Origin of the sequence: Nocardioides aromaticivorans (assembly GCF_013408525.1) — a bacterium.
Taxonomy (GTDB): domain Bacteria; phylum Actinomycetota; class Actinomycetes; order Propionibacteriales; family Nocardioidaceae; genus Nocardioides; species Nocardioides aromaticivorans.
This window is the reverse complement of the sequence record NZ_JACBZM010000001.1, coordinates 2,376,576-2,401,151: the sequence shown is the minus strand read 5'-3', so window position 1 is coordinate 2,401,151 and position 24,576 is coordinate 2,376,576. Positions and strand designations below refer to the sequence as shown.

The following is a 24,576-nucleotide window of genomic DNA, read 5'->3' as shown; positions in this document are numbered from 1 at the left end:
GGGGCTCAGTCGTCCGCGTGGCGCCACACCTTGACGGCCGAGGCGAGCAGGATCAGCGCCAGGGCGCCGATGAGGGCGGGCCCGGCGACGTACGGCAGCAGCGCGCCGCCGACGACGGCACCCGCGACGGACCCGGCACCCATCAGCAGCACGAACCTGAGGTTGCCGCGGAGCACCTCGAACGAGCTGTCCCGGCTGTAGCGGGCGAAGCCGACCAGCATGGTGGGCAGCGAGACCAGGAGTGAGAGGCTGCCGGCCAGCCGGATGTCGGCCCCGAAGAGCAGGACGATCGTCGGGATCAGCAGCTCCCCGCCCGCGACGCCCATGAAGGCGGCGACCATCCCGATCAGCACGCCCGCGACCACGCCGGCGACGGCACGTACGACGACGGGCAGGTCCAGGGTGCCGAGCTCGGCGTAGTGGGTGCCCGCCAGGACCACGGCGATCACGACCAGCAATGCCGCCAGGGTGCGGTGGAGCGCGCGGGCGTGCAACCGGACGGCCCACCCGGCAGCGAGCCAGGCCCCGACGAGCGAACCCGCCAGCAGGTTGACCACGATCCACCAGTGGTCGGCCACATCGCCCCACGGGACCGCGAAGGCGCGCGCCGGAAGGGCAGCGACGACGACCACGAGGCTCATCGCCTTGTTGACGATCACGGCCTGCAGTGCGGCGAACCCGAAGAGCGCCATCAGCAGCGGGAGCCGGAACTCCGCCCCGCCGAGGCCGATCAGGCCACCCAGCACGCCGATGGCGGCGCCCGCGGCCAGCGGCCACGCGACCCCGTCACGACGCCCGCGGACCGGTGCCGCTGGTTCCTCGCCCGTCATCACCGGGTCAGTCTGGCGGACCGGCGCAGCGGGCTCAGGACGCCCGGCGGAGCAGTGGCGTCGTGACCCGGATCCGGTCGGCGAGCTCGTCGTGCACACGGTCGAAGGCGGCGCGGGTGCCGCCGGCCGCCGGGTCCGGGACCGACCAGTGCAGGTCGTCCGCCCCGGCGAGGTCCTCGTGCGCCCGGTCGCACACGGTGATGAGCAGGTCGCCACCACGGGGCGGCCGGCCGATCTCGTCCAGCCGCCGCGGGGCGATGTCGGGGAGGTCCAGACCGTGCCGGCCGGCCGTCGCGAGCGCTCCTCGCGCGATGCGGTCGCCGGGGTGGGTGCCCGCGGAGGTCACCGGGATGTCGCTCGTCGCCCGCCAGAGCGCGGCGGCGAGGTGGGAGCGCGCCGTGTTGGCGGTGCAGACGAAGACGACCCGCCCGGGCGCCTTGAGCGCCGGCCCGGTGAGCGGGCCGACGAGCGTGCCGACGACACCGTGGACCAGCCGCCAGTAGCTGCGCCGGCGGTCACCCTCCGAGCGGCGCCGCTCGACCACACCGGCGCCCTCGAGGATCTTCAGGTGGTGGGCGAGCAGGTTCGACGGGGTCCCCAGTCGGGAGGACAGCTCCGAGGACGCCGCGTCGCCGACGGTGAGCACATCGACCACCTGCAGCCGGGTCGGGTCCGCGAGCGCGGCGTACACGGCGGCGCGCTGCTGCAGCGTGGCAGTTCGCTCAGCGTTCATTGCCTCAATGTTGACTGAGTAATCTCCGGATCGTCAAGATGTCTGCCGTGAGCACTCCCGCACCCCACCGACTGTCGCGCCGCCTGCTGGCCGAGCTGCTCGGCACGGCCTTCCTCGTCGCCACGGTAGTGGGATCCGGCATCGCCGCGCAGCGGCTCTCACCGGGCGACACCGGGCTGCAGCTGCTCGAGAACAGCCTCGCGACGGGCGCCGCCCTGGTCGCCCTGATCATCGCGTTCCAGCCGGTGTCGGCGTCCTTCAACCCGGTCGTCACCCTGGTCGAGGCCGGCCTGGGGCGGGTGCGGCCGACCGAGGCGGGCGCGCTGGTGGCCGCCCAGCTCGCGGGCGGCGCGCTCGGGGCCGTCGTCGCCAACCTGATGTTCGAGCTGCCCGCCGTCGAGGTCTCCGGCCACGACCGCACCGGGTCCGGCCTCCTGGTCGCCGAGGTGGTCGCCACGCTCGGCCTCGTGCTGGTCGTCTTCGGTGCGCTGCGCTCGGAGCGGGTCGAGACGGTCGCGTACGCCGTCGGCGGCTACATCGCCGCGGCGTACTGGTTCACCAGCTCGACCAGCTTCGCCAACCCGGCCGTGACCCTCGCCCGGACCCTCTCCGACACGTTCGCCGGGATCGCCCCGTCGTCCGTCCCCGCCTTCGTGGCGATGCAGGTCCTCGGCGGCCTGGCGGGCCTGCTCGTCGTACGCCTGCTGCACCCGTCCGCACCGCCGGTCCCGTCCGTCACCCAGGAGTCCCGATGACCCGTCCCACCGTGCTCTTCGTCTGCGTCCACAACGCCGGCCGCTCCCAGATGGCCGCCGGCTACCTCCAGCACCTCGCGGGTGACCGGGTCGAGGTCCTCTCGGCCGGCTCCCAGCCCGCCGACCAGGTCAACCGGGTCGCGGTCGCCGCGATGGCCGAGGAGGGCATCGACATCGCGTCCGAGCAGCCCAAGGTGCTCACGACGTCGGCCGTCCAGGAGGCCGACGTCGTGATCACGATGGGCTGCGGCGACGAGTGCCCCTACTTCCCGGGCAAGCGCTACGAGGACTGGGTGCTCGACGACCCGGCCGGGCAGGGCATCGAGGCCGTGCGGCCGATCCGCGACGAGATCCGCGGACGGGTGGAGGCGCTGGTCGCCGAGCTGGTGGGCTGAGCTCCCCGCAGGCGGGTCGTGTGCCCGAGGCAGCGCATGTCCGCTGTGCCAGGCACACGACTCGGGCAGGCGACCTCAGCCGAGCAGGCCACCACGCAGGTCGTCGGGGCTGACCGGCATCGACGTACCCGCGAGCGGGTCCTCGGGCAGGTCGCCCTCCTTCACGTCCTCCGGCGCGACCCACTGGTGGGCGTCGCCCATGAACGTGTGGACGAACCCGCAGCGCACGCAGATCGCCCCGTCGGCGGACCTGTTCAGCCAGTCGAGGTCCATGAAGGTCATCCCGGTCGTGGTCATCTTGATCTCGCGCTGGGAGAAGACGAGGCACGCGCAGACCTGGCAGGAGAGGAAGCGCTGGGCGGGGCGGATGTAGACGTGCACGCGCCCATCCTCGCCGACGGCAGGCCTGTTCAAACGGGAACGGCTCAGCCCAGCAGGCGCAGCACCGTGAACAGCACCGGCAGCGTGAACGCCACGAGCAGCACCCAGGCGACGAGGCGGTGCGAGAGCTTCGAGCTGTCGAGGGAGCCGGCGAACTCGAGGATCGCGCCGTCGGGCACGAGCGGGCTCAGGCCCATCCGCCGCGCGTCGGTGGGCAGGTGGTCACCCCGCTCCCACGCGGTCGACTCGTCATCCTCCGGGTCCATGCGGAAAGGCTACGCCGCAGGGGGCGGCACCGGCGCGGACATCGCCCAGCGGATGGTCCCGACCGCCGCACCACCGAGCACGCGGACGACGGTCCGCTCCGCGACCGGGAGCCACGGCAGCCGCAGGGGGACGCGGGTCCACGCCGGCATCAGCCCGACGGCGGCTGCGGCGAGCACCCCGTAGGCGGGTCGGGCCAGCAGCGGGAGCGGCGGCCTCAGCAGGACGTAGCCGACCGCCTCGCGTGCCTCGGGCGTCCCGCGGAGCTCGGGCCGGAAGCCGGCGAGGACGTCGGCGAGCCCGGCCTCGGTCGTCGGCGGGTCGAGGACACCGAGCCGCCGCGCGACCTCCGCGGTCTGCGCGACATACCGGTCGCGGCCCGCCTGGTCCAGCGGCTCGGCGCCGTAGGCCTGGTGCGCGCGCAGGAAGCTGTCGACCTCCGCGACGTGCACCCACAGCAGCAGGTGCGGGTCGGACGCGGCGTACGACGACCCGTCGGCCATCGTGCCGGTGATCCGGTCGTGGATCGCCCGCACCGCGTCCACCGCCTGCTGCGCGTCGGCTGCGGTGCCGAAGGTGGTGACGGCGAGGAAGCGGCTGGTGCGGGCGAGCCGGCCCCACATGTCGCCGCGGTAGCCGGAGTGCTCGGAGACCGCCCGCATCGCCGCCGGATGGAGGCTCTGCAGCAGCAGCGCCCGGATGCCGCCGACGAACATGGAGGCGTCCCCGTGCACCTGCGCGATCGGGCTGCCCGGCTCGAACCACCGCGGCCCCGGCGTGTGGTGGATCCGGTCGCGGTGCCGCGCGCCGTCAGGCCCGGCGACGCGGTGGAAGATCGCGCCCCCGAGCCGGTCGCGCAGACCGGAGAGATCCGTCATCCCCCCAGTGTGCCGGGGGTCAGGAAATGGTCGTGAGCAGCTGCGTCGCCCGCGTGAGCACGACGTACAGGGTCGCCCGTCCGGTCGCGGACTCGTCCTCGATCTCCTGCGGCCGGACCACGACGATGCCGTCGAACTCGAGTCCCTTGGTGTCCAGGCCGGTCAGGACGACGACGCGGTCCTCCCCGGAGGGGGTGACCGAGGAGTCGACCGAGGCGCGGGCGCCGGGGGCGTCGTCGGCGAGCTCGGGCCAGGACGCCAGCCAGGCGTTGACCTCGGAGCGGCGGGCGACGGGGACCACGATGCCGACGGTGCCGGAGACCCGGCCGGCCAGCTCCAGCACGGCCTCGCGCGTCGCCGACTCGAGGTCGCCGCCGGCCGGCAGGACGACCTCCTTCGGCTCCTCGCCGGTGCGGCGCACGGCGTCCGGGAGGTCGGCGCCGAGGCCGACCCGCTCCGCGTAGGCCGCCGCGTGGGCGTAGATCTCCGCGGAGTTGCGGTAGTTCGTGGACAGGTGGAACTCGTGCAGCTGCTTGCGCTCCAGCGCCGCACCCCGCGCCGCAGCCGCCTCGGCGGGGGCCGGCCACGAGGACTGGGCGGGGTCGCCGACGATGGTCCACGACGCCGTACGGCCGCGGCGGCCGACCATCCGCCACTGCATCGGCGTGAGGTCCTGCGCCTCGTCGATGAGCACGTGGGCGTAGCCGTCGTCCTCGATGCTGCTGACCGGCGCCCGCCACGCCGGGCCGGTGGCGAACTCGCGGTCGGAGGCGGTGATCAGCTCCTGCACGTTGACCGCGCCCTCGATGACCGCGAGCGGGTCGTCGCGCTCGTCGTCGGCCTTCTGCGGCACGTCGCCGAGGGCGTAGCGCAGCTCGTCGAGCAGCGGGACGTCCTCGATCGAGATCTGGGGGCCGATCGGGCGCTCGGGGTCGAGGTGGCTCCACGACTTGGCGACGAGGCGCTGCTCCTCGGGCGAGAGCACGCCGTCGGCGACCCGCGAGACGAACTCCGGGTCGCGCAGCCAGCACAGCACGGTGGGCGCGTCGAGCGGCGGCCACCAGCCGTGGGCGAAGTCGAGGAAGTCCTGGCGCGAGAGCATCTCGTCGTTGAACTTCTCGCGGCCCTGCTCGCGGCCGCGCTCGCCGCGGACCTGGCGCCACATCGCGTCGAGCAGCGCGTTGGAGACGCGCGGCAGCTGCTTGTTGCGCAGGCCCTGCGACATCAGCTGGCGGCGGATCTGGCCGAGCCGCCCGCGGTCGAGGACGAGGCGGTCGTCGCGCCAGAAGACGCGGTACTCGCGCGGGCTGCCCGGCACCTGCTGGCGCGCGGTCCGGCGCATCACCTCGGCCATCCGCTCCGAGCCCTTGACGTCGGCGACGGCCGGCTCGTCGTGGCGGGTGGCGCGGACGTCGTCGACGACCTCGCCGAGGCTGCGCAGCGCGACGGCGGTCTCGCCCAGCGAGGGCAGGACGCGCTCGATGTAGCGCATGAAGACGCCGGACGGGCCGACCACGAGCACGCCGCCGCGCTCGTAGCGCTGGCGGTCGGTGTAGAGGAGGTACGCCGCCCGGTGCAGCGCGACCACCGTCTTGCCCGTGCCGGGACCACCGGAGATGCTCACGACGCCCTTGGAGGGGGCGCGGATCGCCTTGTCCTGCTCGGCCTGGATGGTCGCCACGATCGAGTGCATGGAGCGGTCGCGGGCGCGGGAGAGCTGCGCCATGAGCGCGCCCTCGCCGACGATGGGCAGGTCGCGGCCCTGCTCCTCGGCGGCGCTCAGCGCCTCCGCGTCGAGCAGCTCGTCCTCGACGCCGACGACCCGCTGGCCGGCGCTGCGCAGCACCCGGCGCCTGATGACGGAGTGCGGCTCGGCCGCCGTCGCCTGGTAGAAGACCGCGGCCGCCGGCGCGCGCCAGTCGATGAGGAGCGAGTCGCGGTTGTCGTCGCGCAGGCCGATCCGGCCGACGTAGCGCGGCTCGGCGTCGACGGTCGCGTCGAGGTCCAGGCGCCCGAAGACGAGGCCCTCCTGCGCGGCGTCGAGCTGCGCGATCCGCTTCGCCGCCTGGAAGACCATCGCGTCGCGCTCGACGAGGCCGCCCTCGTGGCCCATCCGGCCGCGCGAGTGCCCCTCCTTCGCCAGCTGCTGTGCGGCCTTCCCGGCCTCACCCAGCTGCCGGTAGACCCGGTCGACGAAGGCCTGCTCTGCCGCGACCTCGCGCTCCACCAGCTCGTCTGCCACCGACGTGACCCCTGCCGTCCGCTCCGTTGTCCGATCTGCCGCCCGGGGGACCTTGGTCCCGCTCGGTCCCGCGCAGCAAGCAGTCAACTCTACAGGGCTGAGAAGGGTGCTTAGATGGTGGGAGGCATCGCAGCTAGGGGGGCTAGATGACAACGACGCCAGCAGCATCGACACGGAAGCCGAACCGCCGAGGAGTGGCGGCCCGGGAGCAGCTCCTGTCCACGGCCCTGCGCCTGCTGGGCGAGGGGAAGCCCGAGTCCGTCTCGATCAACCTCGTCGCCAAGGAGGCCGGCCTCAGCTGGGGCTCGGTCCAGAACCTCTTCGGGGACTCCGACGGCTTCTGGTCCGCGGTCGCCGACCAGGTCGCCGAGGTGGGCCCGGAGCTCTGGGCGAAGCCGACGAGCACGACCATCGCCGGACGGGTCGCCGAGATCGCCGAGCTCTACCGCGCGGTGCTCGAGTCGCCGTACGCCGTCAGCGTGGAGACGATGCGCTGGGCGCTCCCGCGCCCGCTCGACGTGCTCGCGGAGACCCATCCGCGCACGGCCGCGTCGATCCGCCGCCTCGACGAGCTCGCCTCGCTGGCGTTCGTCCACTTCTTCGACGGCCTGGAGGGCCTCGACGAGGAGCGGCGGACGGCCATGTCCGAGGTGATGCCGGCGATGCTGCGCAGCCTGCGCAACGAGCAGCTGCTCGGCACCCACGTCGACATCGACCGGGCGCACCAGGCGATGGTGACGATGCTGACGGCCTACCTGGAGGGCTAGGTGTGATGTCAGCTAGGTCTCGAGGCCTGCCAGCTGTCGGACCGGCGCGATGACCTCGTCACCGAACCTCCGGACGGCGGCGAGCTTGTCCTCCAGCGGGGCGTGCTGGCCGACGTAGTACATCCACGGCATCGTCATGCACATCGTGACGCCGCCCTCGGCGGCGCGCAGGAAGTCCTCGGGCGCGAGCGCGTCCGTGAGCGCCGGTACGACGTCGAAGGGCTCGCCCGGGTCGCGGCCGGCCTCGACGCGCAGCTGCCGGAGGCGCTCCGCGATCGCGATCGCCTCGTCGACCGTCGCCATGTCCCCCACCCAGCCGTCGTGGCGCGCGGCCCGGCGCATCGCGACGTCGGACAGGCCGCCGACCCACACCGGCACCGGACCGGGCGGCTCCGGTCTCATGGCGAGCCGCTCGCACCTGTAGAACTCGCCGGAGAACTCCGTCCAGCCCGGCGCCCAGAGCGCCTTCATCAGGTCGAGCGCCTCGTCGGTGCGACGACCGCGGGTCGCGAACTCCTGCTCGAGGAGCTCGAACTCCTCCCGGCACCAGCCGACGCCCACGCCGAGGGCGACCCGGCCCCCGGACAGGGCGGCCGCCGTACCGACGGCCTTCGCGACGACGAACGGGTTGCGCATCGCGGCGACGTAGATCGAGGTGAAGAACTCCAGTCGGGTGGTCACCTGGCTGAGCGCGCCGACGGTGACCCACGGGTCCGGCCAGTCGACGTCGGGCGTCCAGCGGCGCTCGCCGGTCGGGGTGTACGGGTAGGGGGTGCGCACCGTCTCGAGGTCGACCACGTGGTCGGCGATGCTCAGCGCGCGGAAGCCGGCCTCCTCGGCGGCGCGCGCGAGCGCCACCAGCTGGTCGATCGGCTGGTAGGCGGTCACCATCGCGAAGTCCACGGGCTGACCCTAGTCAGGAAATAGAACAGGTTCTAGCCTCATCGCGTGTTCTCCCACCTGCTCGCGCCCGGCCGGATCGGCTCGATGGAGCTGCGCAACCGGATCGTCATGTCGCCGATGGAGACGATGTACGGCACGCCGGAGGGCCACCCCTCGGACCGGACGGTCGCCCACTTCGCCCGGCGCGCGGAAGGCGGCGCGGGGCTGGTCACCGTCGGGGCGACCGGGATCGACCCGCAGCACCCCGAGACGCCCGGCGGGCTGCAGATCGGCACCGATGCGGCCGTGGCCGCCCACCGGCGCCTGGTCGAGGCGGTCCACGCGCACGGCGCCCGGATCCAGCCGCAGGTCGTGCACGCCGGCCCGGACGGGCTGGGCCCGGAGATGTTCGGCGTCACCTCGCTCGGACCGTCCGTGATCCCGTCGTACCTCACCGGACGGCCGTCCGCCGAGGCGACGAAGGAGCAGATCGCGGCGGTCCTCGACCAGTTCCGCGCGGCGGTCGTCCGCGTCCGCGAGGCCGGGTACGACGGTCTGGAGCTCCACGCCGCGCACGGGTACATGTTCCTCGGCTCGTTCCTGGCGCCGCAGCGCAACCGGCGCGGCGACCGCTACCGCGGCACCTCGGTGGAGGGCCGGATCCGCGTGGTGCTCGAGGCGCTCGCCGCCATCCGCTCGGAGGTCGGGGCGGACTTCCCCCTGACGCTGCGGATCTCCGGCTACGAGCGGGTCGCCGCCGGCCGGCCGGTCTGGGACACCGCCGCCATGGCGCCCTTGCTGGTCGAGGCCGGGGTCGACGCCTTCCACGTCAGCGGCGGCGTCATCGACCGGCTGGTGACCGGGATGGTCAACGCGGCCGACGACGGCGACGGGCTCAACGTCGGCGGCGCCGCTGCGGTGCGGGAGGTCGTCGACGTACCGGTCATCGCGGTCGGGCGGCTGCACGACCCCGCGCTGGCGGAGAGGGTGCTGGCCGAGGGCCGGGCCGACTTCGTCGCGCTCGGCCGGCCGCTGCTCGCCGACCCCGACCTGCCGCGCAAGCTGGGCGGCTGGGGCGGCGGTGCGGCGGGGGTGCGCCGCTGCATCTCGTGCGAGAACTGCATCGACACCCTCGAGGAGAAGCTGTCGACCGAGTGCGCGGTGAACCCGCTGACCGGGCACGACCTGGACCGGGCTCCCGCGCCCGCCCCGGCGGCCGCGGTCCGCCGGGTGGTCGTGGTCGGGGGCGGACCGGCCGGCCTGGAGACGGCGGTCCGCGCGTCGGCCGCGGGCCACGACGTCACCCTGCTGGAGGCGAGCGACCGCCTCGGCGGCGCCCTGTGCGACGCCTCGGTCGTGCACGAGGAGAACCGGCCCTACCTGGACTGGCTGCTCGCCGAGGTCGCCGCGTCGTCGGTCTCCGTGCGGCTGGCGGCGCCGGCCGACGCCGCCGTCGTCCGGGCGCTCGAGCCCGACCTGGTGGTCGTGGCCACCGGCGGCCGCGTGGAGCTGCCCGACCTGCCGGGCGCCGACCTGCCGCACGTCCGTCACGGCATCGACACCGCCGCACCCGCCGCCGGACACCGGGTGGTGGTCGTCGGCGGGCGGGGCGCGGCCGTCGAGCTCGCCGAGACGCTGGCCGGCGAGGGCGCACTCGTCGCGCTGCTGACGACCGGCCCCGAGCTCGCGCCCGAGTTCGGGTCCAAGCGGCGCAAGGAGCACATGGACCGGTTCGACCGGCTCGGGATCACCAGCCACGTCGGCTGCACCGTCTCCGCGATCACGCCCACCGGCGTCGCATGGACGCCCGCCCACGGCACCCCTCGGGAGCTGCCCGCCGACACGGTCGTGCTCGCGGGCGAGGTGGTCGCCGACCCGGCCCTGGCCGAGGAGCTGGCGCGGGAGCTGCCCGCCGTCGACGTACGGACCGTCGGGGACGCGAACGGGCTCGGCCTGATCCGCGGCGCGACCGCTGCCGCGGCGGCACTCGTGGCTTCGCTCTAACCTCGGGCCATGACCACGTTGCGGCGGATCGCCGTCTTCTGCGGATCTGCGCCCGGCAACGACCCAGCGCTCGTGGACGCGGCGTACGACGTCGGGCGCGGTCTCGCTGAGCGCGGCCTCGGCCTCGTGTACGGCGCCGGCGGGCACGGCCTGATGGGCGCGGTCTCGCAGGGCGCGCTCGACGCGGGCGGCGAAGTGGTCGGCGTGATCCCGCGGAGCATGGTCGAGCGCGAGTGGGGTCGCGACGACCTGACCGAGCTGCACGTCGTCGAGACCATGCACGAGCGCAAGGCGCTGATGGCCGAGCTCGCCGACGGCTTCCTCTGCCTCCCCGGCGGCATCGGCACGCTCGAGGAGATCGTCGAGGTCTGGAGCTGGCGCCAGCTCGGCTTCCACGCCGACCCGGTGTGCTTCTACGACGTGGGCGGGTTCTGGCAGCCCCTGCTCGGCGCGCTCCAGGGCCTCGTCGACGCCGGCTTCGTCCGCCAGGCGGTGCTCGACGACGCCGTCGTCACCGCCGACCTCGACGCCGCGCTGGCCGGCCTCGCGGACCGGGCCGGTGCGGCGTACGTCGACAAGCTCAGCGGGACCTGAGCCTCAACCCTTCTTGCGGCTGAGGAACGCCATCATCGCCTCGCGGGCCTCGTCGGACCCGAACAGCCGGGCACTGAGCTCCACGAGCTCCTCGCCCTTCGCGTCGATCCGCTCGAGCAGCTCCGCGCCGACGAGCCTCTTCGTCTCGCGCAGGCCCTGGGCCGCGCCCGTGGCGATCTTGGCGACGACGTCGTCGACCCTGGCCTGGAGGTCACCGGCCGGTACGGCGAAGGTGGCGAGCCCGTAGTCCACCGCCTCCGTGCCCGTGAACACCTCGCCCCCCAGCGCCGTCCACGCGAGCCCGCGCGGCGTGAGCCGGGGGAAGACCGTCAGCGAGATGACGGCCGGGGTGAGGCCGAGCTTGACCTCGGTCAGCGCGAAGGTGGCGTCCTCGGCGACGACGACCACGTCGGAGGCGGCCACGATCCCGATGCCGCCGGCCCGCGCCGCACCCTCGACGACAGTCACCACCGGCTTCGAGAGCGCCACGATCTGGCGCTGCACGCCGACGATCGCCCGCGCCCCCTCCTGCATCGGGACGGTCGAGGCCTCCGAGAGGTCCGCGCCCGAGCAGAAGACCCGGCCCGACGACTTCAGCAGCACCACGCGCACGTCGTCCGCCGCGTCCACCGTGGTGAGGTGGGCGACCAGCTCGGTGACGAGCTGGCGGGAGAGGGCGTTGCGGTTGTGGGGCGAGTCGAGCGTGATCGTCGCGACGCCGTCGGCGACGTCGAGGTGGACGAGCTCCGCAGGTGCGTCAGTCATGAGATGCATTCAACCGGACACGCTCCGCCACCGCTCCGGCGTCTTGCCGCCAGGCGAGCGCTGGTGTCGCCCGCCTCGACCGCGAGCCGGCAGCGTGGCGCCCCGCGCGCAGCGCATCGCGGGCAAGGGCGGGCCCGGAGGGTCCGTCCGCAGCCCGCGATCGGCGACACGCTCGGCTAATCGGAATGAATCGGCTTCTTCGGCAGCTTCTTCACCCGGGTCCGCTTCCGCCGCGCCGGGATCATCGACCGCATCTCCTCCAGCTTGCCGAAGCACAGCAGCCGGTCCTCGGCCTCCAGCACGTGGTGCGGGAAGGGGTTCGGGATGACGATCGTGCCGCGGTGCAGGGTCAGCACGGTGATGTCGCGGTCGCGCAGGCCGGAGTCGCCGATGGACTTGCCGACGAGGTCGGCGTCGCCGTGGACGACGAGCTCGGCGACGCCGTACCCGGTCGAGACGGACAGCCGCTCGCGGACGTCGATCTGGGGGAAGGCGACCTGGTTGTCGATGTAGTCGATGATCGCGCCGGCGACGTCGAGCTTGGTGGCCTGCTCGATGCCCTCGAGGCCCGGGGACGAGTTGACCTCCATGACCAGCGGGCCCTCGTCGGCCTCGAGCATGTCGACGCCGGCGACCTTGAGGCCCATGATCTGCGCGGCCCGTACGGCGATCCGCTCGGCGTCCTCGTCGAGCTCGACCGGCTCGACGCTGCCGCCGCGGTGCACGTTGGAGCGGAACTCGTCGCCCTGGGCGACCCGGCGCATCGCGGCGACGACCCGGTCGCCGACGACGAGCGCGCGGATGTCGCGGCCGCGGCTCTCCTTGACGAAGCGCTGGATCAGCACCTGCTGCTTGGTGCTCTGCAGGGTCTCGATGATCGCCTCGGCGACCTTGATGCTGGGCGCGAGGATGACGCCGATGCCCTGGGTGCCCTCGAGCAGCTTGATCACGACGGGCGCACCGCCGACCCGCTCGATCGCGGGGATCACGTCGGCCCGGTCGCGCACGAAGGTGGTCGCCGGCATGCCGATGTTGTGCCGCGACAGGATCTGCGAGGCGCGCAGCTTGTCGCGCGAGTTCGAGATGCCGTTGGCGGTGCACGGCGTGTAGACGTCCATCTGCTCGAACTGCCGCACGACGGCGGTGCCGAAGTACGTGATCGAGTTGCCGATCCGCGGCAGCACGGCGTCGTAGTCGGAGAGCTGCTTGCCGCGGAACTGTAGGTCCGGCTCGTCCCCGGAGAGGTCGATGGCGAAGCGGAGGGTGTTGAGCACCTTCACCTGGTGGCCCCGGTCGAGGGCTGCCGTGCGGAGGCGCTGCGTGCTGTAGGACCGCGGAGCGCGGGAGAGGATCGCGAGCTTCATTCCCGACCTGATCGGACTGGCGGATGGGACCTGATTGGATGGTGACGTGGTCAGCTCCCATTCAAGCAGCACGCCGGTGGTCGCCGGCTGGCGAGAGTGGGTCCGGCTCCCGGCGCTCGGGGTGGGGCCGGTGAAGGCGAAGCTCGACACCGGCGCGCGCACCTCCGCGCTGCACGCGTTCGACCTCACCCGCTTCGAGCGCGACGGCGCCACCTGGGTGCGGTTCTCCGTGCACCCGTGGCAGCGCTCGGCCGACGATGCCGTGTACGTCGAGTGCCCGGTCCACGACCGCCGGACGATCCGGAGCTCCACGGGCCACACCCAGGAGCGGTTCGTGGTCCTCACCGAGCTGGAGCTGCTCGGCCGCACCATCACGACCGAGGTGACCCTGACCCGCCGCGACGAGATGGGCTTCCGGATGCTCGTCGGCCGCGAGGCGCTGCGCCAGGGCTTCGTCGTCGACTCCGGTCACTCCTACCTCGGCGGCCGGCCGCCGCGGAAGGTCCGCCGCAAGAACCGCGGCGTCGCGACGGGAGGGTCCGGGCGTGGCACTGCGTGAGTCCTTCGCGATCGGCAACGTCCGGGTCCGCGCCGGCTCGACCAAGGAGGTCGAGCTCCCGATCACGCGGCTGGTCACCGGTGGCGACGTGAGCCTGCCGGTCCGTGTCGTGCACGGCCGCGAGGACGGCCCGACCGTGTGGGTGAACGCGGCGATCCACGGCGACGAGGTGATGGGGGTCGAGGTGATCCGCCAGGCGATGGCGACGCTGTCGGCCCGTACCTTCCGGGGCACGCTGGTCGCCGTACCCGTCGTCAACGTGCTGGGCTTCATGACCGGCGACCGCTACCTGCCGGACCGCCGCGACCTCAACCGGTCCTTCCCCGGCTCGGCCCGTGGCTCGCTCGCCAGCCGGATCGCGCACCTGTTCATGACCGAGGTCGTCAGCAAGTGCGACGTCGGCCTCGACCTCCACACCGCGGCCGACCGGCGCGCCAACCTGCCGCAGATCCGCGCCGACCTCGACGACCCCCGCACCCGTGGGCTGGCCGAGGCGTTCGGTGCGCCCGTGATGCTGCACGCCCGGCTGCGCGACGGCTCGCTGCGCCAGGCCGCGCGCGACCGCGGCGCGACGGTGCTGCTCTACGAGGCCGGTGAGGCGCTGCGCTTCGACGAGGACGCGATCGCCGTCGGCGTCCGTGGTGTACGACGGGTGCTCGCCTCGCTCGGCATGATCGACGACGAACCGGCGACCGAGGCCCCCGTCGAGGTGGTCGAGGCCCGGGCGAGCAGCTGGGTCCGCGCGCGCGGCACCGGCATCCTGCACCTCGACGTCCACCTCGGCGAGTGGGTCGAGGAGGGCCAGCGCCTCGGCGGGCTGTCGGACACCTTCGGCCGCCGGGTGCGCCTCGTGCACGCGGACCGTCCCGGCATCGCGATCGGCCTGACCCGGGCGCCGATCGTCAACGCGGGCGACGCGCTCGTCCACGTGGCGACCCCGGTCTGAGCTCGCCGGCACGCGTTGCCAACCGGCGGGCGAGCTCGCGCGTCCACCCCGGCATGAAGAGCACTCTCGGCCCTGCCGCCCTCACCGCCGTCCTGTCCCTCGCCCTGCTCGGCCTCGTCGGCTGCGGCGACGAGCCCGCCGCCGCGCCCGACCCGTCGCCCACGCAGGCCTCCACCCCGGCCAGCGAGCAGGAGACGCAGGTGACGCAGGCGCCCACGGTCGAGGGGCCCGCGGACCTGGTCGCGATCTTCACCGAGGCGCAGGTCGCCGAGCTCCGGGCGGGCTCCCCCACCGTCGCCGACGACGGCACCGGGATCACCGCCGAGCTCGTCGAGCGTGGCGGCCGCGACCAGCTGCAGGTCCGCAACGGCTCCGACGTGGTCACGGCGACGATCCCGGAGGACGCGGACACGCCGTACCTCCTGGACGTGCAGCTCGAGCTCGGCCAGGCGGGCGCCGGCTGGGTCGTGGGCCACGAGGGCGGCGACTCCACACGGCTGACGGTGTACGTGATCCGCGCCGGCAGGCTGGTGCCCGCCACCCCGACGCCCGGCGACCCCGACCTCGGTGGCGGCTTCACCCCCGAGGGAGGGACGCGCCGGACCTGGTTCGACGCGGCCGGACAGGCCTTCACCCGCGTCGCGACCGGCAGGCCGGACCAGTACCGGCTCTACCGCTGGGCGGTCAGCGGCCCCGGCGAGGGCGGCGGCACGGACGACCTCGACCCGCGGCTGGTGGCCGAGGACCTCGGCACGGTGTGCGTCACGGAGTCGGCGACGCCGGTCGTCGTCGAGCGCTGCTGAGCCGCACCGATCCGCTGACGGGGGTGGCTCCGAACAACCCCCATGAAGGCACGACTCCCCTGGGCCGCGTACGGCGTCCTGGCGACCCTGGTCGCCGTGGGCCTCGCCCACCTCGCCGCCGCCCTGACCGACCCTGCCGCCTCACCGGTGCTGGCCGTCGGGTCGACCGTGATCGACCTGACCCCCACCCCGATGAAGGAATGGGCGATCCGGCAGTTCGGGAGCGCCGACAAGACCATCCTCGTCGGCTCCGTGCTGGCCGGCGTCCTCCTGCTCGCCGCGGTGGCCGGCCTGGTCGCCCGCCGCCGGCTGGCCCTCGGGGCCGGCATCCTGCTCGCCCTCGTGGCCATCGCCGCGGTGGCCGCCCTGAGCCGGCCCAGCGCCGAGCCCCTCGACCTCCTCCCGAGCCTGGTCGCCGCCGTCATCGGGCCGGTCGCCCTCCGCCTGCTGGCCCGGACCCACCAGCAGGCGGAGGCCGACGGGAGCCGGCGCACCCTGCTGCTGACCGGCGCGGCACTGACCGCCGCAGCGGCGGTCGGCGGCCTCGGCGGCCGGGTGGTCACCTCGCTGCGGACCCGGCCGGAGGACATCGCCCTGCCGACGCCCGCGGAGCCTGCGAAGGCGCTGCCGCGCGGCCTCGACGACCAGGTCCCCGGCATCACGAGGTTCCGCACGCCGAACAAGGACTTCTACCGCGTCGACACCCGCCTCGACACGCCCGTGGTCAGCAGCGAGGACTGGACGCTGACCATCGACGGCGACGTCCAGAAGGAGGTCACGCTGACCTTCGACGAGCTGCTCGACATGCCGATGATCGAGCGCGACATCACGCTGACCTGCGTCTCCAACAGCGTCGGCGGCCCGTACGTCGGCGGGGCCCGCTGGCTCGGCGTACGACTCACCGACGTGCTCGACCTCGCCGGCATCGACCGCACGAAGGCGGACCAGATCCTCTCGACGGACTTTGACGGGATGACGATCAGCACCCCGCTCGACCTCGCCACCGACGGGCGCGACGCGATCCTCGCCGTCGGCATGAACGGCGAGCAGCTGCCCCGCGAGCACGGCTTCCCGGTGCGGATGGTCATCCCGGGCCTCTACGGCTTCATCAGCGCGACCAAGTGGGTCACCCGGCTCACCCTGACGACGTACGACGACCAGAAGGCCTACTGGACGGAGCGGGACTGGGCCACGGACGCCCCGATCAAGATCTCCGCGCGCATCGACACCCCCAAGGCGCTGGCGCAGCTCGACCCCGGCGACGTGGTCATCGGCGGGGTCGCCTGGGCGCAGGAGCGCGGCGGGATCGCGAAGGTGCAGGTGCGCATCGACGGCGGCGGCTGGGAGGACGCGCAGCTCGGGCCGGACGGTGGCGACGACTACTGGCGGCAGTGGTTCCACAAGTGGCCGGCGAAGTCCGGGTCGCACCGGATCGCCGTGCGCGCCGTCTCCGGCGACGGCGAGCCCCAGACCGCCGTCCGCGCCGAGCCGTTCCCGAACGGCGCCAGCGGCATCCACGAGCTCCTCGTCACCGTGAAGTGACGCGCACCTCGAAAAAGACCGTACTTCCGGGCAATCCGGGCCCGAACCGGCACCGAATCACCCCCGACGACACACCAACGCCCCCTACGGAAGGCACCACCATGAAGCTCCAGAAGATCCGCCGCTCCGCCGGCGCCGGCATCGCGATCCTGGCCATGAGCGCCACCTTCGCCGCGTGCAGCAGCGAGGACGACGAGCCCACCAGCGGCTCCGACGACACGTCCTCGCAGTCGTCGGACTCCTCCGACAGCCCGATGGCCGAGGGCGCCGGCGCGGAGACCTTCGGTCCCGGCTGCTCGGCGATCCCGACCTCCGGCAAGGGCTCCTTCGACGGCATGGTCAAGGACCCGGTCGCCACGGCCGCGAGCAACAACCCGCTGCTCAGCACCCTGGTCACCGCCGTCACCAGCATCGACGGCCTCGCCGACACCCTCAACGGCGCCGAGGCGCTGACCGTGTTCGCGCCGTACAACGACGCCTTCGCCGAGATCCCGGAGGCCGACCTCAACGGCCTGGTCATGGAGGGCAAGGAGAAGGGCGACAAGAGCGCCCTCTACAAGATCCTCGCCCACCACGTGGTCGGCGCCAACGAGAAGGCCGACGCCGTGGCCGGCAAGCAGGACACCCTCGCGGGCGACAAGCTGACCGTCGCCGGTGACCCGGAGTCCGGCATGACCGTCTCCGACGGCACCGTCACCGCCAACGTGCTGTGCGGCAACATCCCGACCGCCAACGCGACCGTCTACGTGATCGACAAGGTGCTGACCGGGGTCAAGTGACCCCTCGTCAGGACCACCTCTCCTCCGGAAGGATCAGCACCATGGATCCGGTCCCCGGCAACCCGGCCGGCGCTCCCCACGAGGGGGCGCCGGCCGGCGCGGTCGCCGACCTGGCGGCCCTGCTGAAGCGGTCCGCCCGCGGCGACCAGGCCGCGTTCGCCACCCTGTACGACGCCACGTCGGCCCGTGTCCACGGACTCGTGCTGCGGGTCGTCCGCGACCGGGCCCAGGCCGAGGAGGTCACCCAGGAGGTGTTCCTCGAGGTCTGGCGCCAGGCCAGCCGGTACGACGACGCGCGCGGCAGCGCGCTGGCGTGGCTGATGACGATCGCGCACCGCAAGGCGGTCGACCGGGTCCGCAGCGCCGAGGCCGCCACCCGGCGCGACGTCGCCTACGAGCAGCGCAACCAGGTGCCCGACCACGACGTGACCGCCGAGGCGGCGCACGCATCGCTCGAGGCGCGGCGGGTCCGCGCCGCCCTCGACCACCTCACCGACGTCCAGCGCGAAGCGATCGAGCTGGCGTACTTCGGCGGCTACACCCACACGGAGGTGGCCGCCCTCCTCGACCTACCGGTCGGGACCGCGAAGACAAGGATCCGTGACGGCCTGATCAGGCTGCGCGACTCGATCGGAGTAGGACGATGACCGATCACGACCAGCACGCGCTCTCCGGCGCGTACGCCGTCGATGCCCTCGACGCCGACGAGCGGGCCCGCTTCGAGGCCCACCTCGCCACGTGCGCCGACTGCCGTGAGGAGGTGGCCAGCCTCCAGGAGGCGGCCGCCCTGCTCGGCACCGACCCGGTCGAGCCCCCGAGCTCGGTGCGGGACTCCGTCCTCGCTGGCATCGCGTCGATCCGTCCGCTCCCGCCGGTCACGTCCGAGACCACACCCACGGCCACCCCGACCTCCGGCGACGAGCTCGCCGCCCGTCGTACCCGTCGCTCGCTGGCGCAGCGCCTGGCCCGGACGCCGCTCCTGGTCGCCGCCGCCGTGGTGCTGCTGCTCGCGGTCGGGACCGCGCTGGTGCGGCCGTGGGCCGACAACCGGACGGACGAGCCGAGGCTGTCTGCCATCGACCGGGTGCTCACCGCCGCCGACGCGACGAGCGTCGAGAAGGAGTTCCCCGACGGCTCCCGAGCCACGGTGACGGTCTCGCGCAGCGAGGGTCGCGCCGTGATCCAGACCGAGGACATGGCCCTCGCCCCGACGGGCAAGGTCTACGAGCTGTGGCTGCAGACCCCGCAGGGCGCCATGGTGCCGGCCGGGCTGATGCCCGACGAGGCGGACAACGAGATCCTCCTCGACGGGGACGCCTCGGAGGCGAAGGCGGTCGGGATCACCGTCGAGCCCGACGGCGGCTCGCCGCTGCCGACGACCACACCGATCGCCGTCCTGGCACTGGAAGCCTGACATGGCCACCCCGACACCACGGCGGATCGCCGTGGTGGGCTCCGGCGTCGCCGGACTCACCGCGGCGTACGTCGCCTCCGACCCCGCCAACGGCGCCCACGTCACGCTCCTCGAGGCCGACGACCGGCTCGGCGGGCACGCCGACACCCACGACGTCACCGACGCGACCGGGCGCACCCTGCGCATCGACAGCGGCTTCATCGTGCACAACCGGCGCACCTACCCGGTGCTGCTGCGGATCTTCGACGAGCTCGGCGTACCGACCCAGGAGTCGGAGATGTCGATGTCGATCAGCGACGAGGTGACCGGCCTGGAGTGGGCCGGCGCGCTCGGCCGGCGCGGGATCTTCCCGGCCGGGGCGGGCAACCACCGCAACCCCGCCTACCTGCGGATGCTGCGCGAGGTCCCGCGCTTCCACCGGCGCGCGCGCCGGCTGCTCGCCGAGGCGGAGGACCCGGCGGCCGACCCGACGACCCTGGCCGCCTTCCTCGACCGGGGCCGCTTCTCGCCGTACTTCCGGCGGCACTTCATGGAGCCGCTGGTGGCGGCGGTGTGGTCGTGCGACCCGGAGACGGCGCTGGACTACCCGGCGGCGTACCTCTTCTCGTTCCTGTCCCACCACGGGATGCTGCAGGTCTTCGGATCGCCGACCTGGCGCACGGTGACCGGCGGCTCCCGCACCTACGTCGATGCGATCGCCGCCGCGGTCAGGGGGCGCGGTGGCGACATCCGCACCGGCGCGCCGGTCGTCTCCGTCCGGGAGACGACCGGCGGGGTCGAGGTGGTCACCCCCACCGGCCCCGAGGTGTACGACGCCGTGGTCGTCGCCGCCCACCCGGAGCAGGCGCTCGGCATGCTGACCGAGCCGACCGCCGCGCAGCGCGAGGTGCTTAGTGCCATCCCGTACAGCGCCAACACCGCCCTGCTGCACACCGACGCCCGCCTGATGCCGCGGGCCGAGGACGCGCACGCATCCTGGAACTTCCGGCGACCCGCCGCGGAGCGCGCCGGCGTGCTCGTCACCTACGACATGACCCGGCTGCAGCGCCTGCCCACGGGCATCCGCTACCTCGTGACGCTCGGCGGGGAGGACCTCGTCGACCCCGACTCGGTCATCGTGCGCCGCGACTACGCGCACCCGCTCTACACGCCGTCCTCGGTCGCCGCGCAGCGCCACCTCCCGGAGATCGACAGCGACCGGCTGGTCTTCGCGGGGGCCTACCACGGCTGGGGCTTCCACGAGGACGGCGCGCGCTCCGGGCTGCGCGCCACCGAACGACTGGGCCTGCTGTGGGGCGGCCCAGCGCCCGGGCCTGCCGGGAAGCCAGGAGAGGACCCGGCAGGCCCGAACCCGGCCGCCGCGACGATCCGCGGCGGGAAGGCCGTCCAGGCCTACCGGACCACCCTGGTGCACCAGCGGCGCGAGCCGATCGAGAACCGCTTCGAGCACCGGACCCGCCTCTGGGTCGTCGACCTCGACGCCGTCGACCAGCGCGGGCGTGTCCCGGGTGGTCGCGGCCGGTTCCTGGGCCGCGACCACTTCGACGGCGACACCACCACCGTGCGCGAGGGCCTCGACCGCTTCCTGGCCGCGCACGGCATCGACCTGCGGGGCGGCCGCGCGCTGATGGCTGCGCAACCCCGAATGCTCGGCCACTGCTTCAACCCGATCACGGTCCACTGGTGCTGGGACCGGGAGGGCAGCGGCCGTCCCGCAGCCACCGTCGTCGAGGTGCACAACACCTACGGCGGGCGGCACGCCTACCTGCTCGACACCGACGAACGGGGGCGCGCCGTGGTGGACAAGGCGCTGTACGTCTCGCCGTTCCACGGCACCGACGGGCACTACGAGGTGGTCGCCCCGCCGCCGGACGCCACCACCGGGCAGCTGCGGCTGGCCGTCGGGCTCCGGACCGCCGACGGCGCCCGCTTCGACGCCGGGCTGACCGGCGAGCCGGCGCCGCCGCCCCTGCTGCCCCTCGCCGGACTGCGCGGCGCCGCGCTGATCCGGGCCCACGGCATCGCGCTGTGGGCGCGCCGCCTGCCCGTGCAGCCCCGCACCGCCACCGGCACCGCCACCGGCACCGATGTCCCCGCCCGCGAGCTCCAGGAAGGTCCCCTCCGATGACCGTCACCGACGCCCGTACGACGGCCCCGTGGGCCAGCCTCCGTCAGCCGCCCACCGGCGGCCTGTCGTCCCGGATCGCCGAGCGGCTGTTCCGCTCGGCCATCGGCCGCCTCCACGTCACCGTGCGCCTCGCGCACCCGGACGGCACCACCGAGGAGCTCGGCCTCGGCGGCCCGGCCGTCGTGGTGCACCGGCCGGCCGAGCTCTTCGCCCGGATCGGCCGCGACAAGCTGATCGGCTTCGGCGAGGCCTACATGACCGGCGCCTGGTCGGAGGACGGCGTGCCCGGCGACGGCAGCCTCGGCGACTTCCTGACCGTGCTCGCCGCCGACGTCGCGCACCTGGTGCCGCCGTCGCTGCAGCGCCTCCGGGCCCTCGTCTCGCCGCGGCTGCCGCGCAGCCACCGCGGGACCCGGGAGAACACGCAGTCCAACGTGGCCCACCACTACGACCTGTCCAACGACCTCTTCGCCGCCTTCCTGGACCCGACGATGTCCTACTCGGCAGCGCTCTTCGAGGACCTGGAGACGGCGCTCACCGAGGACTTCGCGGCTGCCCAGCACCGCAAGATCGACCGGCTCCTCGACCAGGCCGGTGTCGGCCCCGGCACCCGGCTCCTCGAGATCGGCACCGGTTGGGGCGAGCTCGCGATCCGTGCGGCCGCCCGCGGCGCCGACGTCCGCAGCATCACGCTGTCCGTCGAGCAGCAGCAGCTGGCCCGCGAGCGGATCGCCGCGGCCGGGCACGCCGACCGGGTGCGGGTCGACCTGTGCGACTACCGGGCGCTGCTCGACGAGCCCGCCGGCGGGTACGACGCCGTGGTGTCCGTCGAGATGATCGAGGCCGTCGGCTGGGAGTTCTGGCCGACGTACTTCCGCACGCTGGACCACGTCCTGGCGCCCGGCGGGAGGGTCGCCCTCCAGGCGATCACGATGCCGCACGACCGGATGCTCGCCACCCGGTCGACGCACACCTTCATCACCAAGTACATCTTCCCGGGCGGCGCGCTGCCGTCGGTCGAGGCGATCCACGACGTCGTACGACGCCACACCTCGCTGCGGGTGAGCGACGAGCTGGCCTTCGGTGCCCACTACGCGCCGACCCTCCAGCGGTGGGACCGCGCCTTCCTCGCCGCACGGGAGCGGGTGGCCGCGCTCGGCTTCGACGAGACCTTCGTGCGGATGTGGCACTTCTACCTGGAGTACTGCCGCGGAGGCTTCGCCGCCGGCTACATCGACGACCACCAGCTGACCTTCACCCGGGAGGCGCGATGACCAGCGTGCTGCACCACCGCCCGCACGCCCCGGCGACGGACGGCGTCGCGGCGCGGCTCGAGGAGGCGCTGCGGCCGTTCATCGGCGGCGACCTGCCCGTCCGGCTGGTCGCCTGGGACGGCTCGGTCGCCGGGCCCGAGGACTCCCCCGTGGTGGAGCTGCGCTCCCCCGAGGCGCTGCGCCGCCTGCTGTGGCACCCCGGCGAGCTCGGCGCCGCGCAGGCCTACGTGACCGGGGAGCTGGACGTGCCCGGCGACCTCGACGCCGCGCTCACCCACGCGTTCGCCGTCGCGAAGGAGCGGGGCCTGTCGGGCCGCCGTCCTCCGGTGCGCGCCCTGGCCGGAGCGGTGCGGACGGCCTTCGGACTGGACCTCATCGGCCGTCCGCCCGCTCCCCCGGCCACCCAGGCACGGATCCGCGGCCGGCTGCACAGCAAGGACCGCGACCGCAGCGCGATCAGCCACCACTACGACACGACCGCCGACTTCTACTCGTTGATCCTCGACGAGGAGACGATGGCGTACTCGTGCGGCTACCACGCCTCCGCCGACCAGCCGCTCGCCGAGGCGCAGCACGCGAAGCTCGACCTGGTCTGCCGCAAGCTCGGCCTCGAGCCGGGGATGCGCCTGCTCGACGTGGGCTGCGGCTGGGGCTCGCTCTCGCTGCACGCGGCCGAGCAGTTCGGCGCGCGGGTCGTCGGCGTGACGATCTCGGCGGAGCAGAAGCGCTTCGCCGAGGCGGCCGCACGCCGCCGCGGGCTGACGGACCTCGTGGAGTTCCGGCTCTGCGACTACCGCGACGCGGTGCCCCACCGCGGCGCGGAGCCTCCGTCCGCCGGCGATCGTCGTCGCGAGCGCCGTGAGGCGGGTGCGATGGCAAGGCGCCGGAGCGAAGGCGGTCTGGTTGCACCGTCGACCGACGGCAACGCAGTCAGCGCGCCCGCATCGCGGCGCGCAGCAGACGGGCGCCGGGGGACGGAGGCTCTGTACGACGCCGTCGCCTCCCTCGAGATGGGCGAGCACGTCGGACAGGCCAACTACGCCACCTACGCGCAGGTGCTGCACGACGCCGTTCGCCCCGGCGGCCGGGTGCTCGTCCAGCAGATGTCCCGGACCGGGCGCTGGCCCGGCGGCGGGCCGTTCATCGAGTCGTTCATCGCACCCGACATGCACATGCGTCCCGTCGGGGAGACCGTCGCGCTGCTGGAGGCGTCCGGGCTGGAGGCTCGCGACGTGCACGCCCTGCGCGAGCACTACGTGCTCACCGTGGCCGGCTGGCTGGAGCGCTTCGAGGCGAACGTCGATGCGATCACCGACCTCGTCGGCGAGGAGCTGGTGCGGGTCTGGCGGCTCTACCTCGTCGGCGGGTCGATGGCGTTCCGGGACGGCCGGATGGGCGTCGACCAGGTCCTGCTGGTGCGCCCGGGCGGTCCGCACGGACTGCCCTGGACCCGGTCGTGGTGAGCCGCCGATGACGGACCTGCTCGTCTCTCTCGGGACCTCGATCGCGGCCGCGGTGGTTGTCATGGGGGTGACCGCCGCGGTGGCCCGGCAGCAGCGCCGGGTCGCCGTCGTCGACGTCGCGTGGGGCCTCGGCTTCGTGGTCGCCGCACTTGCCTGCGGCGCCGTCGCCCTGGCCCGCGACGTCGGCGACGGCCTGCGCACCTGCTTCCTGGTGGCGGTCGTCGTCGTGTGGGGGCTGCGGCTCGCGGCCCACATCCATCGCCGCAGCAGCGGTCACCGCGACGAGGACCCGCGCTACGAGGAGCTGCTCGGCGGGCCGCTGACGTCGGTCGGGATGGGAGTCGCGATCCGGAAGGTCTTCGCGGTGCAGGGCGCGGCCCTGGCCTTCGTCGCCCTGCCCGTCACCGTCGGCGTGGTCCGGGAGGTCGTGTGGTGGCCGCTGGTGGTGGCCGGAGGCGTGCTGTGGCTCGTCGGGCTCGCCTTCGAGGCGGTCGGTGACGCGCAGCTGGCGGCGTACCGGGCGCTGCCGCGGGACCGCCGGCCGCGGGTGCTCGACACCGGGCTGTGGGCCTGGACCCGCCACCCCAACTACTTCGGCGACGCGTGCGTGTGGTGGGGCATCTGGCTCGTCGGCGGACTCGCGTCCGGGTGGGTCGCCGGCCTGGCGACCGTGCTCGCCCCCGTCGTGATGACCTACTTCCTCGCCTTCGCGACCGGCGCCCGCCTGCTGGAGCGGACGATGATGCAGCGCCCCGGCTATCCCGAGTACGCCGCCCGCACGCCGATGCTCCTGCCGCGTCCGCCCCGGCGGTGA

General features: G+C 73.8%; 25 protein-coding genes. 16 read left to right on the top strand and 9 right to left on the bottom strand.

The features are described 5' to 3' along the window. Window positions 1-5 precede the first annotated feature (5 nt). Both BJ993_RS25395 and BJ993_RS11285 read right to left on the bottom strand, forming a co-directional pair. A complete protein-coding gene (locus BJ993_RS25395) occupies window positions 6-830 on the bottom strand; it encodes a sulfite exporter TauE/SafE family protein (protein ID WP_218865043.1) in 825 nt (274 codons plus the stop codon). 34 nt (window positions 831-864) lie between these two features. Then, entirely contained in the window at window positions 865-1,563 is a 699-nt protein-coding gene (locus BJ993_RS11285) for an arsenate reductase/protein-tyrosine-phosphatase family protein (RefSeq protein ID WP_179648873.1), read from the bottom strand. Window positions 1,564-1,601: 38 nt separating this feature from the next. Here BJ993_RS11285 and BJ993_RS11280 point away from each other — a divergent pair, with 38 nt between their 5' ends. Both BJ993_RS11280 and BJ993_RS11275 read left to right on the top strand, forming a co-directional pair. Next, window positions 1,602-2,318, top strand: coding sequence for an aquaporin (locus tag BJ993_RS11280; protein ID WP_179648872.1), 717 nt, complete (start codon window positions 1,602-1,604; stop codon window positions 2,316-2,318). After that, window positions 2,315-2,713, top strand: a complete 399-nt coding sequence (locus BJ993_RS11275; RefSeq protein WP_179648871.1) for an arsenate reductase ArsC — start codon at window positions 2,315-2,317, stop codon at window positions 2,711-2,713. The genes BJ993_RS11280 and BJ993_RS11275 overlap by 4 nt, the downstream gene beginning before the upstream one ends. A gap of 75 nt (window positions 2,714-2,788) precedes the next feature. Here BJ993_RS11275 and BJ993_RS11270 read toward each other — a convergent pair whose 3' ends face one another. The 4 genes from BJ993_RS11270 to BJ993_RS11255 are packed head-to-tail and all read right to left on the bottom strand — an operon-like array spanning window position 2,789 to window position 6,478. Continuing rightward, the gene (locus BJ993_RS11270) at window positions 2,789-3,094 is read right to left on the bottom strand and encodes a hypothetical protein (RefSeq protein WP_179648870.1); all 306 of its coding nucleotides are present in this window, start codon (window positions 3,092-3,094) and stop codon (window positions 2,789-2,791) included. Window positions 3,095-3,138: 44 nt separating this feature from the next. Continuing rightward, window positions 3,139-3,360 carry a hypothetical protein gene (locus BJ993_RS11265; RefSeq protein ID WP_051932021.1) on the bottom strand — a complete coding sequence of 74 codons (222 nt, stop codon included), beginning with the start codon at window positions 3,358-3,360 and terminating at the stop codon, window positions 3,139-3,141. A 9-nt stretch (window positions 3,361-3,369) separates the two neighbouring features. Further along, the gene (locus BJ993_RS11260; RefSeq protein ID WP_036543623.1) at window positions 3,370-4,236 is read right to left on the bottom strand and encodes an oxygenase MpaB family protein; all 867 of its coding nucleotides are present in this window, start codon (window positions 4,234-4,236) and stop codon (window positions 3,370-3,372) included. 19 nt (window positions 4,237-4,255) lie between these two features. Next, window positions 4,256-6,478 carry a HelD family protein gene (locus BJ993_RS11255; protein ID WP_036543625.1) on the bottom strand — a complete coding sequence of 741 codons (2,223 nt, stop codon included), beginning with the start codon at window positions 6,476-6,478 and terminating at the stop codon, window positions 4,256-4,258. Between the two features lie 146 nt (window positions 6,479-6,624). Between BJ993_RS11255 and BJ993_RS11250 the strand changes: the two genes are divergently transcribed. Next, entirely contained in the window at window positions 6,625-7,245 is a 621-nt protein-coding gene (locus tag BJ993_RS11250) for a TetR/AcrR family transcriptional regulator (protein ID WP_036543627.1), read from the top strand. 12 nt (window positions 7,246-7,257) lie between these two features. On the opposite strand, the gene BJ993_RS11245 is transcribed toward BJ993_RS11250, so the two are convergent. Beyond that, entirely contained in the window at window positions 7,258-8,148 is an 891-nt protein-coding gene (locus BJ993_RS11245) for a TIGR03619 family F420-dependent LLM class oxidoreductase (RefSeq protein ID WP_218864678.1), read from the bottom strand. A 45-nt stretch (window positions 8,149-8,193) separates the two neighbouring features. Here BJ993_RS11245 and BJ993_RS11240 point away from each other — a divergent pair, with 45 nt between their 5' ends. Together BJ993_RS11240 and BJ993_RS11235 are read left to right on the top strand one after the other, a co-directional pair. Further along, complete coding sequence (locus BJ993_RS11240; RefSeq protein WP_218864677.1) at window positions 8,194-10,131, top strand: oxidoreductase; 1,938 nt, start codon at window positions 8,194-8,196, stop codon at window positions 10,129-10,131. 9 nt (window positions 10,132-10,140) lie between these two features. Beyond that, a complete protein-coding gene (locus tag BJ993_RS11235) occupies window positions 10,141-10,725 on the top strand; it encodes an LOG family protein (RefSeq protein ID WP_179648869.1) in 585 nt (194 codons plus the stop codon). Window positions 10,726-10,728: 3 nt separating this feature from the next. Here BJ993_RS11235 and BJ993_RS11230 read toward each other — a convergent pair whose 3' ends face one another. Together BJ993_RS11230 and BJ993_RS11225 are read right to left on the bottom strand one after the other, a co-directional pair. Then, entirely contained in the window at window positions 10,729-11,490 is a 762-nt protein-coding gene (locus BJ993_RS11230) for an enoyl-CoA hydratase-related protein (RefSeq protein WP_179648868.1), read from the bottom strand. A 176-nt stretch (window positions 11,491-11,666) separates the two neighbouring features. After that, window positions 11,667-12,854: a RimK family alpha-L-glutamate ligase gene (locus BJ993_RS11225; RefSeq protein WP_036543632.1), complete on the bottom strand. Its 1,188-nt coding sequence runs from the start codon at window positions 12,852-12,854 to the stop codon at window positions 11,667-11,669. Window positions 12,855-12,900: 46 nt separating this feature from the next. Between BJ993_RS11225 and BJ993_RS11220 the strand changes: the two genes are divergently transcribed. The 11 genes from BJ993_RS11220 (at window position 12,901) to BJ993_RS11170 (ending at window position 24,576) form a co-directional block, all read left to right on the top strand. Beyond that, complete coding sequence (locus BJ993_RS11220; protein ID WP_051932026.1) at window positions 12,901-13,413, top strand: ATP-dependent zinc protease family protein; 513 nt, start codon at window positions 12,901-12,903, stop codon at window positions 13,411-13,413. Beyond that, complete coding sequence (locus BJ993_RS11215; protein WP_218864675.1) at window positions 13,400-14,359, top strand: succinylglutamate desuccinylase/aspartoacylase family protein; 960 nt, start codon at window positions 13,400-13,402, stop codon at window positions 14,357-14,359. The genes BJ993_RS11220 and BJ993_RS11215 overlap by 14 nt, the downstream gene beginning before the upstream one ends. A 53-nt stretch (window positions 14,360-14,412) precedes the next feature. Further along, entirely contained in the window at window positions 14,413-15,162 is a 750-nt protein-coding gene (locus BJ993_RS11210) for a hypothetical protein (RefSeq protein WP_036543635.1), read from the top strand. A gap of 42 nt (window positions 15,163-15,204) precedes the next feature. Next, entirely contained in the window at window positions 15,205-16,704 is a 1,500-nt protein-coding gene (locus tag BJ993_RS11205) for a molybdopterin-dependent oxidoreductase (protein ID WP_179648867.1), read from the top strand. Between the two features lie 101 nt (window positions 16,705-16,805). Beyond that, window positions 16,806-17,483, top strand: coding sequence for a fasciclin domain-containing protein (locus BJ993_RS11200; RefSeq protein WP_179648866.1), 678 nt, complete (start codon window positions 16,806-16,808; stop codon window positions 17,481-17,483). A gap of 41 nt (window positions 17,484-17,524) precedes the next feature. Then, window positions 17,525-18,130: an ECF RNA polymerase sigma factor SigK gene (sigK, locus tag BJ993_RS11195; RefSeq protein ID WP_036543641.1), complete on the top strand. Its 606-nt coding sequence runs from the start codon at window positions 17,525-17,527 to the stop codon at window positions 18,128-18,130. Beyond that, complete coding sequence (locus BJ993_RS11190) at window positions 18,127-18,897, top strand: anti-sigma factor (RefSeq protein WP_179648865.1); 771 nt, start codon at window positions 18,127-18,129, stop codon at window positions 18,895-18,897. Before sigK ends, BJ993_RS11190 begins: the two co-directional genes overlap by 4 nt. Before the next feature lies 1 nt (window position 18,898). After that, window positions 18,899-21,025 (top strand): FAD-dependent oxidoreductase, encoded by a 2,127-nt coding sequence (locus BJ993_RS11185; protein WP_179648864.1) that lies wholly within the window; start codon window positions 18,899-18,901, stop codon window positions 21,023-21,025. After that, entirely contained in the window at window positions 21,022-22,299 is a 1,278-nt protein-coding gene (locus BJ993_RS11180) for a class I SAM-dependent methyltransferase (protein ID WP_179648863.1), read from the top strand. Before BJ993_RS11185 ends, BJ993_RS11180 begins: the two co-directional genes overlap by 4 nt. Beyond that, window positions 22,296-23,762 (top strand): SAM-dependent methyltransferase, encoded by a 1,467-nt coding sequence (locus BJ993_RS25850; RefSeq protein WP_179648862.1) that lies wholly within the window; start codon window positions 22,296-22,298, stop codon window positions 23,760-23,762. The genes BJ993_RS11180 and BJ993_RS25850 overlap by 4 nt, the downstream gene beginning before the upstream one ends. Before the next feature lie 7 nt (window positions 23,763-23,769). Continuing rightward, on the top strand, window positions 23,770-24,576 hold the full coding sequence (locus BJ993_RS11170; RefSeq protein ID WP_179648861.1) for a DUF1295 domain-containing protein: 807 nt from the start codon (window positions 23,770-23,772) through the stop codon (window positions 24,574-24,576).

Bases quoted from the DNA above. Each gene is read 5' to 3' on its own strand.
- BJ993_RS25395 (WP_218865043.1), bottom strand. From the start codon at position 830: ATGACGGGCGAGGAACCAGCGGCACCGGTCCGCGGGCGTCGTGACGGG.
- BJ993_RS11225 (WP_036543632.1), bottom strand. From the start codon at position 12,854: ATGAAGCTCGCGATCCTCTCCCGCGCTCCGCGGTCCTACAGCACGCAG.
- sigK (WP_036543641.1), top strand. From the start codon at position 17,525: ATGGATCCGGTCCCCGGCAACCCGGCCGGCGCTCCCCACGAGGGGGCG.
- BJ993_RS11200 (WP_179648866.1), top strand. From the start codon at position 16,806: ATGAAGCTCCAGAAGATCCGCCGCTCCGCCGGCGCCGGCATCGCGATC.
- BJ993_RS11235 (WP_179648869.1), top strand. From the start codon at position 10,141: ATGACCACGTTGCGGCGGATCGCCGTCTTCTGCGGATCTGCGCCCGGC.
- BJ993_RS11190 (WP_179648865.1), top strand. From the start codon at position 18,127: ATGACCGATCACGACCAGCACGCGCTCTCCGGCGCGTACGCCGTCGAT.
- BJ993_RS11260 (WP_036543623.1), bottom strand. From the start codon at position 4,236: ATGACGGATCTCTCCGGTCTGCGCGACCGGCTCGGGGGCGCGATCTTC.
- BJ993_RS11285 (WP_179648873.1), bottom strand. From the start codon at position 1,563: ATGAACGCTGAGCGAACTGCCACGCTGCAGCAGCGCGCCGCCGTGTAC.
- BJ993_RS11180 (WP_179648863.1), top strand. From the start codon at position 21,022: ATGACCGTCACCGACGCCCGTACGACGGCCCCGTGGGCCAGCCTCCGT.
- BJ993_RS11275 (WP_179648871.1), top strand. From the start codon at position 2,315: ATGACCCGTCCCACCGTGCTCTTCGTCTGCGTCCACAACGCCGGCCGC.
- BJ993_RS11230 (WP_179648868.1), bottom strand. From the start codon at position 11,490: ATGACTGACGCACCTGCGGAGCTCGTCCACCTCGACGTCGCCGACGGC.
- BJ993_RS11265 (WP_051932021.1), bottom strand. From the start codon at position 3,360: ATGGACCCGGAGGATGACGAGTCGACCGCGTGGGAGCGGGGTGACCAC.
- BJ993_RS11185 (WP_179648864.1), top strand. From the start codon at position 18,899: ATGGCCACCCCGACACCACGGCGGATCGCCGTGGTGGGCTCCGGCGTC.
- BJ993_RS25850 (WP_179648862.1), top strand. From the start codon at position 22,296: ATGACCAGCGTGCTGCACCACCGCCCGCACGCCCCGGCGACGGACGGC.
- BJ993_RS11205 (WP_179648867.1), top strand. From the start codon at position 15,205: ATGAAGGCACGACTCCCCTGGGCCGCGTACGGCGTCCTGGCGACCCTG.
- BJ993_RS11210 (WP_036543635.1), top strand. From the start codon at position 14,413: ATGAAGAGCACTCTCGGCCCTGCCGCCCTCACCGCCGTCCTGTCCCTC.
- BJ993_RS11280 (WP_179648872.1), top strand. From the start codon at position 1,602: ATGTCTGCCGTGAGCACTCCCGCACCCCACCGACTGTCGCGCCGCCTG.
- BJ993_RS11250 (WP_036543627.1), top strand. From the start codon at position 6,625: ATGACAACGACGCCAGCAGCATCGACACGGAAGCCGAACCGCCGAGGA.
- BJ993_RS11170 (WP_179648861.1), top strand. From the start codon at position 23,770: ATGACGGACCTGCTCGTCTCTCTCGGGACCTCGATCGCGGCCGCGGTG.